General features: G+C 73.7%; 10 protein-coding genes and 1 pseudogene. 4 read left to right on the plus strand and 7 right to left on the minus strand.

The features are described 5' to 3' along the window. Positions 1-14: 14 nt before the first annotated feature. On the minus strand, positions 15-1,100 hold the full coding sequence (locus OG432_RS06570; RefSeq protein WP_328308670.1) for a hypothetical protein: 1,086 nt from the start codon (positions 1,098-1,100) through the stop codon (positions 15-17). Between the two features lie 498 nt (positions 1,101-1,598). Between OG432_RS06570 and sepH the strand changes: the two genes are divergently transcribed. Next, the gene (gene sepH, locus OG432_RS06575) at positions 1,599-2,678 is read left to right on the plus strand and encodes a septation protein SepH (protein ID WP_328308672.1); all 1,080 of its coding nucleotides are present in this window, start codon (positions 1,599-1,601) and stop codon (positions 2,676-2,678) included. A 112-nt stretch (positions 2,679-2,790) separates the two neighbouring features. Here sepH and OG432_RS06580 read toward each other — a convergent pair whose 3' ends face one another. Then, complete coding sequence (locus tag OG432_RS06580; RefSeq protein ID WP_328308674.1) at positions 2,791-3,639, minus strand: sulfurtransferase; 849 nt, start codon at positions 3,637-3,639, stop codon at positions 2,791-2,793. Between the two features lie 210 nt (positions 3,640-3,849). Here OG432_RS06580 and OG432_RS06585 point away from each other — a divergent pair, with 210 nt between their 5' ends. The 3 genes from OG432_RS06585 (at position 3,850) to OG432_RS06595 (ending at position 7,500) form a co-directional block, all read left to right on the plus strand. Further along, positions 3,850-4,623, plus strand: a complete 774-nt coding sequence (locus tag OG432_RS06585; RefSeq protein ID WP_328308676.1) for a VOC family protein — start codon at positions 3,850-3,852, stop codon at positions 4,621-4,623. 124 nt (positions 4,624-4,747) lie between these two features. Then, complete coding sequence (locus OG432_RS06590; RefSeq protein WP_328308678.1) at positions 4,748-5,515, plus strand: ABC transporter ATP-binding protein; 768 nt, start codon at positions 4,748-4,750, stop codon at positions 5,513-5,515. Then, positions 5,515-7,500, plus strand: coding sequence for an ABC transporter permease (locus OG432_RS06595; RefSeq protein ID WP_328308680.1), 1,986 nt, complete (start codon positions 5,515-5,517; stop codon positions 7,498-7,500). Before OG432_RS06590 ends, OG432_RS06595 begins: the two co-directional genes overlap by 1 nt. Positions 7,501-7,706: 206 nt before the next feature. On the opposite strand, the pseudogene OG432_RS06600 reads toward OG432_RS06595, so the two are convergent. From OG432_RS06600 to OG432_RS06620, 5 genes and pseudogenes are all read right to left on the minus strand, one after another. Beyond that, positions 7,707-8,645 (minus strand): annotated as a pseudogene (locus OG432_RS06600) (AfsR/SARP family transcriptional regulator); the annotation flags it as partial. Next, entirely contained in the window at positions 8,552-11,668 is a 3,117-nt protein-coding gene (locus OG432_RS06605; RefSeq protein ID WP_328308682.1) for an AfsR/SARP family transcriptional regulator, read from the minus strand. The gene OG432_RS06605 and the pseudogene OG432_RS06600, both read right to left, overlap by 94 nt. 203 nt (positions 11,669-11,871) lie before the next feature. Next, positions 11,872-12,522: a thymidine kinase gene (locus OG432_RS06610; protein WP_328308684.1), complete on the minus strand. Its 651-nt coding sequence runs from the start codon at positions 12,520-12,522 to the stop codon at positions 11,872-11,874. Between the two features lie 50 nt (positions 12,523-12,572). Further along, the gene (locus tag OG432_RS06615) at positions 12,573-13,760 is read right to left on the minus strand and encodes an alkaline phosphatase family protein (RefSeq protein ID WP_328308686.1); all 1,188 of its coding nucleotides are present in this window, start codon (positions 13,758-13,760) and stop codon (positions 12,573-12,575) included. Next, the gene (locus OG432_RS06620) at positions 13,760-14,347 is read right to left on the minus strand and encodes a DUF5998 family protein (protein WP_267056834.1); all 588 of its coding nucleotides are present in this window, start codon (positions 14,345-14,347) and stop codon (positions 13,760-13,762) included. The genes OG432_RS06615 and OG432_RS06620 overlap by 1 nt, the downstream gene beginning before the upstream one ends. Positions 14,348-14,363 lie beyond the last annotated feature (16 nt).

Consider the following 14,363-nt stretch of genomic DNA (forward strand, 5'->3'; position numbering starts at 1 on the left):
GGAGACCGCGCTCGCTACGGGGCCGAGCTCGCGCCGGACTTCGGGTCCGGCGTGACCGGGTCGGCGGATCCGCTGCCCGAGCCGGAGCCCTGCGAGCCGGACGGGGTGGGGGTCGGGGTCGGCGTCGTGCCGCCCTTGCCCGAACCGGACCCGGAGTCCGCACCCGAGTCCGAACCGGAGCCCGATCCATGGGAAGTGGACGGGGACGGCGACGGCGAGGGGTCGCCCGAGCCGGAGCCGCCCCCGGTCCTCCCCGGCTCGTCGGTGCCGCCCGGCTGCGACGAGCCGCCGGTTCCGGGGGACGGCCGATCGCGCTCACCCGGGTCCGAAGGGGCCGGCGGGGCCTGCTTCTTGGCGCCGCCGGTGAACACGGACTGCAACGTGGTCCCGTTGCCGTTTCCGCCGACCTCGCCGCCGGAGAGGAGTTCGTACGCCGTGATGCCGCCCATCGACACCCCGAAGACGACGGCCGCGGCCAGCACCGGGCGCTTCCATCCGCGCATCCGGGTGCCGTGGACGCTCGCCTCGTTGAACTCCTTGGCGGGTGCCGCGCCCGGCGGCAGCCCGGCCCCGTCGACCGACTTGAGCAGCTGGGTGCGGTCGGCGGCCGCCCGGGGAAGCATCCGCGTGCGGTCCGCGTCGACCTGGCCGAGGAGCTGCGTGCGGTCGGCGTCGAGCCGTCCGAGGAGCTGCGTGCGCTCGGCGTCCGCCAGTGGCAGGGCCGTCGTCGCGTCGTGGGCGTTCGCGCCGCGGGCGTTCGCGTCCCGGGTGTTGTCGTCCTGAGCGTTGTCACCCTGAGCGTTGTTGCCCTGGGATCCCTTGTAGGGGGAGAGCACCGGTACCTGGCGCGAGCCGACCTTCGCCTGGACGGTCACCTCGCGCAGCTGCTCACCGGTCCTTCTGAAGAAATGCTGGAAGACAGTGCCTCCGCAGGTGGCGACCACGCTCACGACACCCGCGCCGATGAACGTCCCGTACACCCCCAGGGTGGAGGCGAGCACCGCCGCGGCGACCGCCGCGAGCGCGCTGCCCGCGACTTGGGGCACGCTCAGGTCGATGCGCTTCCTGTCTTCGGTTCCGGTATCCGGCTTGTCACCCATCCCCAGCCTCTGTTCGCCCTTCTCGTCGGTCTTGCACCTAGAAAGGACATTTGAGCGAAAGGAATAGTTCCGATTCCGGAGATTGTGTGAAGCAGGACACGTGGGAGCCGTGCGCGGGCGCGCCACAGGGGCTTCAACTCCCGTACCCCGGGACAACTTCGGCGGCGTGCCGGTCCACCCAGGTGGCCCGAATGGAGTACTGTGGCGAGCCCTGGGCCCCGGGTCCCACACGGGTACCCGGGACTGCGGGAGGGGGCCGAACGCGGCACTCGAACCGGCGGCGCCGCGGCACCGCACGGGCGCCTGCTGCACAGAGTGACCACCTCGGTCACTCTGCGTTGCGAAGAGGTAACCGTGCCATAACGGCGTTCCAGGGCCCATGCCCGACACGCCGGGCAACTCGGCAATGTTGTGGCAGGCTGCACCCGGGCAGGCCACACTCGACTAGCGGAAGCAGCGACGCACGTGACGTCGGCAGGCACCACCCGGGAGGTCCCCATGCCCGAACTGCGTGTCGTGGCCGTCTCCAACGACGGCACACGACTGGTGCTCAAGGCTGCGGACAGCACGGAGTACACGCTTCCGATCGACGAGCGGCTCCGGGCCGCTGTGCGCAACGACCGAGCGCGCCTCGGACAGATCGAGATCGAGGTGGAGAGCCACCTCCGCCCGCGCGACATCCAGGCGCGCATACGAGCCGGTGCCTCCGCCGAGGAGGTCGCCCAGTTCGCCGGCATCCCCGTCGACCGCGTACGCCGCTTCGAGGGCCCCGTGCTCGCCGAGCGCGCCTTCATGGCGGAGCGGGCGCGGAAGACCCCCGTGCGGCGTCCGGGCGAGAACACCGGCCCCCAGCTCGGCGAGGCCGTCCAGGAGCGGCTGCTGCTGCGCGGCGCCGACAAGGAGAGCGTCCAGTGGGACTCCTGGCGCCGCGACGACGGCACCTGGGAAGTCCTGCTCGTGTACTTGGTCGCGGGCGAGCCGCACTCCGCGAGCTGGACCTACGACCCGCCGCGCCGGCTCGTGCAGGCCGTCGACGACGAGGCGCGTTCGCTGATCGGCGAGTCCGACGACACCCTCGCCACGGTGCCCGAGCCGAGCTTCCCGTTCGTGCCGCGGATCGCCCGGCTGCCCAGGGACCGGCCGCTCGACCGTGCCCTCGACCGCTCCCTGGAGCGGCCTCTGGACCGCGCCCTCGACCGGCAGTTGGAGCGCCCCGCGCCGCCCGAGCCGGTGACGGCCGAGGAGAGCGACTCGCTGACGAGCCTGCTCGAAGCGGTGCCGAGCTTCCGGGGCGACCTGGTCGTCCCCGAGCGGCCCTCGGCCGCGCCCGAGCCGGCCGAGCCCGAAGCGGACACCGAGCCGGAGATCGAGGAGCCGCCCGCGCCGGCGGCCTCGGCGGGCGCGGGCTCCGCGTACGCGGACGTCCTGATGCCGCGCACGGTCGCCGGCCACCGCGACCGGCTCACCGGCACGACGGACCGTCAGGCCGAGGCCGACGGCGTACGTCCGGGACGGCGGGCCGCCGTGCCGAGCTGGGACGAGATCGTGTTCGGCACGCGCAGGAAGAAGCAGGACTGAGCGTTGCGCGCGGGGCGGCGGCGGGTGACCGGCCCGCCTCCGGGTGCGGGCCGTGCTCGCTTCTCGCGCAGTTCACCGCGCCCCCGCCGGGGCGCGGTGACGTGGTGGTGGGCTACTGCGGGTCGGGGCCCGTCGCGACCGGGCGGGATTCGTCCGACGACCACTGGGACCACGAACCGGCGTACAGCGCCGCGGGAATCCCCGCCACGGCGAGGGCGAGCACCTCGTGCGCGCCGGAGACGCCGGAGCCGCAGTAGACGCCGACCTCGGTGTCGACTGCGCCAAGGGCCTTGAAGCGGGCGGCCAGTTCACCGGCGGGCAGGAAGCGGCCGTCGGGACCCACGTTCTCGGTGGTCGGCGCCGACAGGGCGCCCGGGATGTGCCCGCCCACCCGGTCGATGGGCTCGACGTCTCCGCGGTACCGCTCCGCCGCGCGGGCGTCGAGCAGCACTCCGGAACGGGCCAGCGCGGCCGCCCCGTCCGCGTCGAGGAGCACCACACCGCCCGGCTCGGGCCGGAAGTCGCCCTCGCCGGGCACGGGGACGTCGGTGGAGAGCGGGCCCGTCCACGCGGCGAGTCCGCCGTCGAGTACTCGTACGTCCTCGTGGCCGGCCCAGCGCAGCAGCCACCAGGCGCGGGCCGCGGCCCAGCCCTGACCGCCGTCGTAGACCACGACCGGCGTACGCGTCGACACACCCGCGCCGCGCATCACCCGGCCGAATTCGGCCATGTCCGGGAGCGGGTGCCGGCCGCCGGATCCGGGCGGCCCGGCCAGCTCCGCGTCGAGGTCGACGAAGACCGCTCCGGGCAGGTGCCCCGCCTCGTAGGCGGCCCGGCCGTCGAACGGCGCGGCGCCCGATGCCTTCGCCATGGTCAGCTGCCAGCGGATGTCGAGCAGGACCGGCGGCCGGTGGCCCGCCAGTTCGGTCGCGAGGTCGGCTTCGGTGATGAGGTGATTCATGGGGTCATCCTCGCGCAGAGTCCCCCGCGACGTAACGCCCAGGAAACGGGTGAGCGACCCCAAAGCGGGCAAGCTCCTGCGGGAACGCGCCAAAAGCGGCGCGGCCGGGGCGCTCCGCGGTGCTGGTGGTGGAACCATCGGCCCGGGTGCGGGGGTTTGTGCACCGCACCTGCGAGCAGCAGTTTCTCGACCGCCGAGGAGAGAGTGACGATGACCCAGTCGGAGACCCGGCGCATCCCTGGCACACCCTGCTGGGTGAGTCTCATGGTGCACGGTCTGGCCGCGACCCAGGAGTTCTACGGCGCACTGTTCGGCTGGGAGTTCAGCCCCGGCCCGCAGCAGCTCGGCCCCTACGTCCGCGCTCTGCTCGACGGCCAGGAGGTCGCCGGGATCGGCCAGTTGCCGCCCGACCGTCATCTGCCGATCGCGTGGACCACCTACTTGGCGACCGACGACGCGGACGCGACGGCCGAGACGATCCGGCACTGCGGCGGGACCGTCGGCGTCGGCCCGCTCGACGCCGGCGAGGCCGGCCGGATGGCGATCGCCTCGGACCCGGCGGGCGCCGTGTTCGGCATCTGGCAGGGCGGCGCGCACATCGGCGCCGCCGTCGCGGGCGCGCCCGGCACCCCCGCCTGGAACGAGCTCGTCACGCGCGAGACGTCGTCCGTCGCCAAGTTCTACCAGGCGCTGTTCCCCTACGACGTGGAGCCGGTCATCTCGGCCGACTTCGACCACGTGACCCTGCACCTGGAGGGCCGGCCGGTGGCCTCGCTCCAGGGCGTGGGCAACGCGCTGCCGCGCGACAAGGGTTCGCACTGGATGACGTACTTCGAGGTGGCCGATGTCGACGAGGCCGCCGCGCGGGCGTCCGACCTCGGGGGCCATGTGCTGCGGCAGCCGCGCGAGGAGGCCGGCGGGCGGGCCGCGACGGTCGCCGACCCGGAGGGGGCCGTGTTCACCGTCGTCCGGTCGCTCGGCTGAGCCGGCCGCTTCGCGGTCGGGCGGTGTCCATACCGTTTCTCCATGTAGAACGCGCATAGCCGCGTCCTTCACGCTGACCTCGCAGTTCTCGTCTCGTACGACACCTTGTGAGGGGCATCGCAGCGTGAGCAACGAAGAGGCAGTCCGGCTCGAACAGGTCAGCAGGTGGTACGCGTCGGGGTCGTCGGCGGCGGTGCGCGCCCTCGACCAGGTCACCGTGGGTTTCGAACGCACCACGTTCACCGCCGTGATGGGTCCTTCGGGATCGGGCAAGAGCACCCTTTTGCAGTGCGCGGCCGGACTCGACCGTCCCGACGCGGGACGGGTGGTCGTGGACGGCGTCCATCTCGGCCCGCTCGGCGAGAAGGACCTCACCGAGCTGCGCCGGGAGCGGATCGGCTTCGTCTTCCAGGCGTTCAACCTGCTCGGCGCGCTGAGCGCCGAACAGAACGTGGGGCTCCCGCTGCGGCTGGCCGGCCGCAGGCCCGCCGCCCGCGCGGTGCGGGCGGCGCTCGCCCAGGTCGGCCTCGAGGAGCGCGGCGGGCATCTGCCCGCGCAGATGTCCGGCGGGCAACAACAGCGGGTGGCGATCGCGCGCGCCCTGATCACCCGGCCGAAGGTGTTGTTCGCCGACGAGCCGACCGGGGCCCTGGACACCGGCACGAGCAGGACCGTTCTGGAGCTCCTTCGCTCCCTGGTGGACGAGGAGGGACAGACCACGATCATGGTCACCCACGATCCGGTCGCCGCCTCGTACGCGGACCGGGTCGTCTTCCTCGTCGACGGCCGCCTGACGGACACGCTGCTCCGGCCGACCGCTCGGCGGGTCGCGGAGCACATGTCACGGCTCGAAGCGGCGCCTACGCCGGCGGCCGCGGGCGGGGGCCGGTGATGGGAACGCTCTCCCTGCTCCTTCCGGTCGCGGTCGCCACCCTGCGCAGGCGCTGGACGGGGTTCATCGGCTCCTTCGTCGCCCTCACCCTCGGCGTCGCCCTGATCGGCGCCACCGGGCTCCTGGTGAGCACCTCGGCAGGCCTGGAGAACGACGATCCGTCGGCGCCGTCCCTGAAGAAGCTGCTCACCTTCATGGCGGGGATGTCCGGCTTCGTCTCGGTGTTCGTGGTCGCCTCCACCTTCGCCTTCGCGGTCGCCGGGCGGCGCCGGGAAACGGCGCTGCTGCGGGCGGTCGGCGCGACGCCCCGCCAGATCGGGCTGCTCGTTCTCGGCGAGGCGGTCGTCGTCTCGCTGGCCGCCTCGGTCTGCGGGGTGGTCCTCGGCCTGGTTGTGGCGCCGCCGTTCGCCGGCTGGCTGGTCTCCCAGGGCGCCGCACCCCGGGGCTTCAGCGTCGACATCGGCGCGGGGCCGCTCCTGATCGCCGTGGGCATCGAGACCGCGGTGGCCGTGGCGGGCGCCTGTGCGGCGGCCCGACGCGCCGGCCGGGTCCGGCCCGTCGAAGCGCTCGCGGACGCGGCCGTCGACGGCCGCGTGATGACGCTCGGCCGCTGGCTCTGGGCCGTCGGCCACCTCGTGCTCCTCGCCGGCGTACTGGCCCTGTTCGCGACTATGCCGGCGATGATGCGGCGCGACCCGCAGCTGCGTGACCCCCAGAACCTGCCGGTCTTCTCGCTCCTGATCGACGTCATGGCGATCGTGGCGGTCGCGCTGTTCGCGCCGCTCCTGATCCCGCCGCTGGTGCGGCTGCTGACCCTGCCGGTACCGCTGGCGCCGGGCGCGGTGGGGCTGCTCGCCCGGCAGAACGCGCTGGGCGCGGTGCGTCGTACGGTCTCCACCGCGACTCCGATGTTCCTCGTGGTCGGCCTGACCGGCACGGTGGTCGGCTCGACCCTGGCCTTCGGGGAGGCACGGAGTCTGCAGTCACGGGCATCGCTCGCTGCCCAGTACGTGGTCGAGCCCGCGTCGGGCGCCACGCTGTCGTCCGCCGCGGTGCGGGACCTGCGGGCACTGCCCGGCGTCCGCACCACCACGGTCCGCTCGGCCCTGCTCGCCGGCCTGGACCTCGACGGCGTCAACTCCCTTACAGCGTCCGCCTCTTCGGGCACCATCGCCGCGACGGTCGTCGACGGGAGCCTCGCCACCGCCTGGAAGCTCCCGACCGAGGCCGGCTCGCCCGACCGGCTCTCGGGGGCCACGGTCGCCGTCTCCGGGGCGCTGGCCACGGCCAGGGGCTGGCGCGTCGGGGACCGCCTGACCGCCACGTTCGCCGACGGCGCCCCGGTCTCCGTGACGCTGGTCGCCCTGGTCAGGACGCCGCTCAGCACGGCCGAAGTGCTCCTGCCGTACGCCACGGCGGCCCGGCACCTCACCGGCGACGCGGGACCGAGCGCCGCCTATGTATCCACCGGGCAGGGCGTTCCCGCGCCCCGGCTGGACGGCGCCGACGGGGTCGAAGTCACCGCGGCCGCCCAGTGGGGCAGCGCCGACAGCGGTCCGCGGGCCCGCTCCGACTGGATCGCGATGACGGCGATCCTGGGCCCGGCCCTGCTCTACGCGCTCATCGCGATCGTCAACACGATGACGATGTCCACCGGAGACCGGCTGCGGGACTTCTCCGTCCTCCGGCTGACCGGGGGGAACGACCGGCAGGTCCTGTCCATGGTCGGACTCGAGGCGCTCCTCACCGCGGCGACGGCGACCGTGCTCGCCCTGCTCGTCACCACGGGTACCCAGGCCGCCACCCTGATGCTGATCAACCGCCGTGTCCTGGCGGGCGGTTCGCCGCTCTCGCTGAGCCTGCCCTGGCCGGCGATCGGCGCGGCGGCGGCGGCCGGCCTCACCCTCGCACTCGTCTCCAGCCTCCTGCCGGCCGGGCTCGCGCTGCGCGCACGCGCCCCGCGGCCGGCCGGAGCCCGCCAGTGACCTGCGGCCCGAACCGCCACCGGAACCACACGTCCGGCGGGACGGGCCGGCGCCGGATCGGGAGCGGTGACGGGCGGGCGCGGCGCGACAGCGGGGGCGGCTGCCGGGGGCGCCGGGTCCTGTGCGACAGGTCCCAACGTGCCGTGCAGCAAAGCCTCATGAGTGCTCGTCAGGTCGATTCCCGGATCCACGCCCAGCTCGTCGGCGAGCACGGTGCGGCCCTCGTGGAAGACACGGAGCGCGTCGGCCTGGCGCCCGCACCGGTAGAGGGCGGTCATCAGCTGGGCGCGCATCCGCTCGCGCAGCGGGAAGTCCGCGACCAGGCGGGTCAGTTCGGCGACGATGTGCCGGTGGCGGCCGAGTGCGAGATCGGCCTCGACCCGGGCCTCCAGCGTGGCGGCCCGGCTTTCCTCCCACTGCGGCGCCTCCTCGTCCGCGAGGAACCCGGTGACGTTGCCGAGGAGGGGCCCCTGCCAGAGATCCATCGCGCCGTGGAGCAGGGCGCCCGCTTCCTCGTAGCGGTGCTCCGTGAGCGCCTGCCTGCCGAGCCGGTCCAGACGCTCGTACTCGACGACGTCCACCCGGCTCTCTCCGGTCACGAGGACGTAGCCGGGCGGGCGCCGTTCCAGGGTGACCTCGGGTTCGAGGAGTTTGCGCAGTCGGGAGACGTACGTGTAGATCTGCGCGCTCTTCGTGGCGGGTGGGTGGGGGCCCCACAACAATTGGCTGATCCGGGTGTCCGGCACCACACGGCCCCGGGCGAACAGCAGCGCGGCCAGGAGGGTGTGCATTTTCGTGCCCGCGAGAGGGACCCGCAGGCCCCCGCGGCTGGCCTCGACCGGGCCGAGCAGATGGAAATACATGGTTCCCCGTTCGCATGGGTGTGATGGTGGTGGCGCGCCACACCCTGGCGGACGGCTGTGTCCCGCCGATTTTCGTTCGATTTCGCCCCGCCCGTCGGCGGCCGCCCGGCCTCGCGGACCGGCCCGGCGCCGGGCTCCCGGCCGCCCGTTGTGGCTCGGCGCGGCGCCGGGCTCCGGCGCCGCCGCGTTCACTCCCCCAGGATCCCCGTCAGCCGACCGGCCGTCGGCGCCGCCCCGTCCGGGCCGGCCAGCCGGATCAGCTGCCCGGTGCGTTCCACCCATGCGTGCGCCCCCACCGCCTCGAACGCCTTCCGGGCGCGCTCGAACCGTTCCGCCGCGCCGGTTCGGCCGGCCAGGAGGTCCGTGCAGCCGAGGTCCGTCTCGATCCGGCCGCGCAGCCAGTCGTCCGCCAGCTCGTGCGCGATCGCCAGCGCCTGCTCCAGCGTCCGCCGTGCCTGCGTCAGGTCACCTTGGCGCCACAGAATCGCGCCGAGCAGCCGCAGCGCGTACGTCTCCCCGACCCGGTCGCCGCCGTCGCGGGTCAGCGCGACGGCCTCGCGGCTGGACCCCGCGGCGGGGCCGGGCCGGCCCGCCTTGAGCAGCGCCTCGGCGAGCCAGTGCAGGCTCTGCGCCTCGGCCCGCCAGAATCCGCCCTCGCGGCTCTTGGCCACGGCCCGTTCGGTGAGCTCGATGGCGTGCGTGACATTGCCGCGCCGCGTCTCGATCTGGGCGAGCAGCCCCATCGAGTGGATCGCGCTGCGGACCTCGCCGATCCGCAGCAGCACCTCCATCGCCGGCCGGCAGTGGGCATACGCGCTCTCCATGTCCCCGCGGAAGTGCGCGCAGATGGCGAGCAGCCGCCTCACCCGTGCCGCACCCGACTCGTCGCCCTCGTTCTCGAACAGGCGCAGCGCCACCTCCAGCGACTCCTCGGCGGATGCGTACCGCCGCCGGTGGATGGCGAGGGAGCCGAGCGAGCGCAGCATCATCGCCTCGCCACCCCGGTCACCCGCGCGGCGCGCCGCGGCGAGGGACTGCTCGGCGCACGTCTGCCAGTCCTCCAGATAGTGGCGGGTCTCGAACAGCGCGGTGGCCGGGGCCGTCAGCAGCCAGCTGAAACGCGGACCCGTCGACCGGGCGGACCCGACGGACGGGGCGGCCCCCACAGCCCCGACGGACACGACGGACGGACGGGACTGCGCGGACTGGCCGGACTGGCCGGCCTGCACGCATTGTCCGGCCTGCGCGCATTGTCCGGACTGCGCGGACTGCGCGACGATCCCCACGATCGCGGCGCGCTCGGCCTCGAACCATTCCGTCGGTTCGGCCAGGAGTTCCTCCACCAAGGACGCGGGCAGGTCCCGGCGACTGCCCTGCTGGGCCCCGAGCCCGCCGAAGCCCTCCATCCTGCGGTGCGCCTCCTCGGCGAGCGCCAGCCAGCCGCCATGGGCGCGCTCCAGCGCCTCGGCGCGCTCCTGCTCGCTCTCCTCGGCCAGCGCCAGTTCCCAGGCGTACAGCCGCAGCAGGTCCTGGAAGCGGTAGCGGGCCGGGGCTCCGGCCGGGCCGGAGACGACCTCCAGGAGCTGGGCGTCCACGAGCTGCTCGATCAGGTCCTCGGCCTCCCACAGGTCCGTGTCCAGGAGGCAGGCCCCTACCCACGCCGCGAAGTCGGGCACGGTGAGCAGACCGAGCCTGCGGTACATCCGGGCGGCGGCCGGGTCCAGATCGCGGTAGCTGAGCCGCAGTCCCGCCCGTACTCCGCCCTGACCGGGGCTGAGTTCGTCGAGCCGGCGACGCTGGTCCTCCAGGCGGCCCACCAGGGAGCGCAGCGACCAGTGCGGCCGGGCCGCGAGCCGCGCCCCGGCGATCCGCAGGGCGAGCGGCAGCCGGTCGCAGAGCTCGCCGAGCCGGGCCGCGGCGACCGGGTCGGCCGTGAACCGGCCGGGCCCGGCCACCTGCGCGAGCAGCGCGGTCGCCTCGGCCTGCGCGAGGGTGGGCAGGGTCATCCGCAGCACGTCGTAGTCGCCGGTCAGGCCGTCGAGGGCGGTCCGGCTGGTGATCAGTACGCAGCAGCGGCCGGCGCCGGGCAGCAGGGGCTGAATCTGGTCGTAGGAACCGGCGTTGTCGAGAAGGATCAGCATCCGCTTGGTGTCGAGGACGCTGCGGTAGAGCGCGGCCCGGTCGGCGGGGTCGGGCGGGATCTGTGTGCCGGGCACGCCGAGGGAGCGCAGCAGCCGGTCCAGTGCGGCGCCGGGGGCGACCGGGTCGTCCTTCTCGTCGTGCCCTCGCAGGTCGATGAAGAGCCGCCCGTCGGGGAAGCGGGCGGCGGCCTGGTTGGCCCAGTGCACGGCGAGCGCGGTCTTGCCGACGCCCGCCACTCCGGCGACGACGCCCACGGCGAGCGGGCGGGAGCCGTAGCTGTCCTCGATCATCCGGTCCAGGCGGGCGAGTTGGTCCATCCGGCCGGTGAACGCGGCCACGTTGGCCGGGAGTTGGGAGGGAACGACGCCGATGGGCGCGGGCGGGGTGTCGGTGGCCGCCGGCCGGCCCAGTTCCGGCGCGTCCCGCAGGACGAGGTCGTGGAGCGACCGGAGCGCCCGGCCCGGCTCGATGCCCAGCTGGCCGACCAGAACGGCCCGTCCCTCGCGGAAGACCTCCAGCGCTTGCGCGCGGTGTCCCGACCGGTACTGGGCCAGCATCAGGAAGGCCCGCGCCTGCTCACGCAGGGGGTTCTCCCGTACCAGCGCGGACAGTTCGTCGACGAGCGCGCGGTGCCGGCCGAGCCGCAGGTGCAGTCCGGCCCTCTCCTCCCGCAGGTCGAGCCGGAGTTCTTCGAGCCGGGCCGCCGCCGACTCGGCGGGTTCCCCCTCGATCCCTTCCAGGGCCCGGCCGCGCCACAGACCGAGCGCCTGCTCCATCAGAGCGCTCGCCTCGGCGGCCCGCCCGCGCCGGGCGGCGTCCCTGGCCCGGCTCGCGCACTCCTCGAACTCCCGTGAGTCCAGGCGGTGTTCGGCGAGGGAAAGGAGGTATCCGGGGTGCGAGGTGACGATCAGCTCGTCGGTTCCCGCCGCGTCGCGGAAGATCTTGCGGAGCGCTCCGACACAGATGGCGATCTGATTGCGGGCGGTGGCCGGTTCGTCGCCCTGCCAGACGGCGTCGATCAGACTGCCGACGGAAACCACCCGGTCCGCGGCGAGCAGCAGCGTCGTCAGGACGATGCGCTGCCGGGCACTGCCGAGCGCGACCCGCACCCCGTCCACCCGGACGTCCAGGGCCCCGAGCAGCCCGAACACTATCTGGCGCACACGCCCCGCTCCCCCAGCCCCGCTCCCCCGACGTCAGGCGACCATTGTGCGCACCTGGGCCGAAGGACGCCACCACGTTCGGGCGGGCGGCGCGCCGGTCGCCCCCGCGGTACGGGCTTCCCGCGAACCCGGGGCGGTCCGGGCCGCGGGCCCGTGGCGGTCGGCCGATCCCCTGGACGCGTGGCGGTCCGATCCTCGGGCGGTCAGGGCGACGCGACCGGCAGCACGTCCGGGGACAGGGCGGCGGCCCGCTCCGACGCGCTCGTCATCCGCCTGCGGTGGTGGCGCCGGCACAGCACCTCGTAACCGATCTCGTCCGCGGCCTGGTTGACGTCGCCGACGACGACCTGGGCGCCCTCGACGACCATCCGGCCCCCGATGGTGCGGGCGTTGTGGGTGGCGCGGGCGCCGCACCAGCACAGCGCCTCGACCTGGAGCACCTCGACCCGGTCCGCGAGTTCGACGAGCCGCTGGGAGCCGGGGAACAGTTTGGAGCGGAAGTCCGTGGTGATGCCGAAGGCGAAGACGTCGAGGTCGAGGTCGTCGACGACCCGGGCGAGCTGGTCGATCTGCTCGGGCGCCAGGAACTGGGCCTCGTCGGCGATGACGTAGTCGCAGCGGCCGCCCTTGGAGAGGTGGGCGACCAGGTGGCCGTAGAAGTCGAAGCCGTCGGCGGCCTCGACCGCGTCGGTCACCAGGCCGAGCCGGGACGACAGTTTGCCCTGGCCCGCCCGGTCGTCCCGGGTGAAGATCATGCCCTGCAGGCCCCGCGTGGAGCGGTTGTGCTCGATCTGAAGAGCGAGGGTGCTCTTTCCGCAGTCCATCGTTCCGGAGAAGAACACCAGCTCGGGCATGGGGAGGTGACGGCCTTTCAGGTCTGGGCGGGGCAGGGGCGGGTGGGGCGCTACGAGCGTACTTCGAGGAGCGGGACGAGCTGCTCCACCGGGGTCATCGAGCCGTGGTTGCCCACCATCAGGGACTCGTGGGGCTCGCGCCGCGAGGCGATGATGACGACGTCGTCGTGGGCGGCGGCCACCACGTCGCCGATCCGGCCGTACACCCGCTCGTCGATCCGCGGGCCGAACCAGCCCGCGGCGATCGCCTCGTCGCGGCTCGCCACCCAGAACTGTTCGCCGAGCACCTCGCGCCAGCAGGTCAGCACGTCGGACGCGGCGCCCGGAACCGCGTACACATGGCGGGCGCGGCCCTCGCCGCCGAGCAGGGCGACGCCGGCCTGCAGCTCCCAGTCCTCGTCGAAGTCGATGCGGGACTGTTCGTCGAAGGGGATGTCGATCATGCCGTGGTCGGCGGTGACGTACAGGGCCGCGCGGGGCGGGAGTTGTTCGGCGAGGCGCTGGGCGAGGCGGTCGACGTACATCAGCTGGCCGCGCCAGGCGTCCGAGTCGACGCCGAACCGGTGGCCCTTGCCGTCGACCTCGGAGTAGTACGTGTAGACCAACGAGCGGTCGCCCGCGGCGAGTTGGGCCGCCGCGAGGTCCATGCGGTCCTCGCCGGAGAGCTTGCCGCGGAAGGTGCCGCCGCTCAGCGCGATCTTGGTGAGCGGGGTGTGCTGGAAGTCCGGCGCGGACACCTGCGCGGTGTGCACACCGGCCTGGTCGGCGAGGTGGAAGACGGTGGAATAGGGCTGCCACTGGTGCGGGTCGGTCCAGGGCTTCCAGCGGAGCTGGTTCATCAGCTCGCCGCTGTCGGGGTTGCGCGCGGTGTAGCCGGGCAGGCCGTGCTCGCCGGGGGCACGGCCGGTGCCGACCGAGGCGAGCGAGGTGGCGGTGGTCGCGGGGAAACCCGCGGTTATGGGGCGCCCCGTGCCGCCGCGCGAGGTGGCGAGCAGGGAGTGCAGGAACGGCGCCTCGTCCGGGTGGGCCTTGATCTGCTCCCAGCCGAGGCCGTCGATGAGGAAGACGCAGTTGCGGTCGGCGGGGGTGAGCTCGGCGATGCGCTGCTCGAACCCGGGGACGCCCTGGCCGGCCACGAGGGTGGGCAGCAGATCGGCGAGCGATCCGGTGCCGTACGCGGGGACGGGCGCGCTGTCGAGGGCGAGGGGTTCGGGATCCTGCCAGGCGGGCTGGGCCATCAGCGGCCGGTCGCCGCGGTCGCCTCGGACAGCGCCTGGGCGAAGGCCAGGGTCTGGCGGACGGTGTCGGGGCCGTCACCGGCCTCGCTGACGCGCAGGCTCAGGTCGTCGGCGGTGGAGTTGCCGGTGTAGCCGTGGTCGGCGTCGCAGTTGGGGTCGCCGCAGGCGGCGGGCTCCAGGTCGAGCCGGGACACCGCGCCCCAGCCGATGGTGAGGACGACCTCGCGGGGCAGGGTGCCCGGGGTGTAGGACTCGGGATTGGCGACGACGCGGCTCACCACCACCGAGGAGATCCTGGCGAGCTTGACGGACTCCGTCGAGGTGGTCGCGTACGGCGTGGGGGAGCTGGTGTCCGCGTTCTGCTCGTCGGTGTGGCTGACGATGAAACGGTTGTCCGTGAGCACGAGGACCGTCACATGCCGGCGCACCTCGTTCGCGTCGAACGTCGTCTCCTGGTGCACCAGGTACGACGCGATCGGCTCGCCGCCGACCGCGGCCTCCACCGCCTCGGCCACGAGGGCCGGGTAGTAGCCGCTGCGCTCGATCGCCGCGCGGAGCCCCTGGGTCGTCGTACCGGTCTTCGCCATGGGGTCCATCTTAAGC

The organism is Streptomyces sp. NBC_00442 (genome assembly GCF_036014195.1).
GTDB lineage: Bacteria > Actinomycetota > Actinomycetes > Streptomycetales > Streptomycetaceae > Streptomyces.

Bases quoted from the DNA above. Each gene is read 5' to 3' on its own strand.
- OG432_RS06615 (WP_328308686.1), bottom strand. From the start codon at position 13,760: ATGGCCCAGCCCGCCTGGCAGGATCCCGAACCCCTCGCCCTCGACAGC.
- OG432_RS06610 (WP_328308684.1), bottom strand. From the start codon at position 12,522: ATGCCCGAGCTGGTGTTCTTCTCCGGAACGATGGACTGCGGAAAGAGC.
- OG432_RS06585 (WP_328308676.1), top strand. From the start codon at position 3,850: ATGACCCAGTCGGAGACCCGGCGCATCCCTGGCACACCCTGCTGGGTG.
- OG432_RS06570 (WP_328308670.1), bottom strand. From the start codon at position 1,100: ATGGGTGACAAGCCGGATACCGGAACCGAAGACAGGAAGCGCATCGAC.
- OG432_RS06580 (WP_328308674.1), bottom strand. From the start codon at position 3,639: ATGAATCACCTCATCACCGAAGCCGACCTCGCGACCGAACTGGCGGGC.
- OG432_RS06620 (WP_267056834.1), bottom strand. From the start codon at position 14,347: ATGGCGAAGACCGGTACGACGACCCAGGGGCTCCGCGCGGCGATCGAG.
- OG432_RS06595 (WP_328308680.1), top strand. From the start codon at position 5,515: ATGGGAACGCTCTCCCTGCTCCTTCCGGTCGCGGTCGCCACCCTGCGC.
- sepH (WP_328308672.1), top strand. From the start codon at position 1,599: ATGCCCGAACTGCGTGTCGTGGCCGTCTCCAACGACGGCACACGACTG.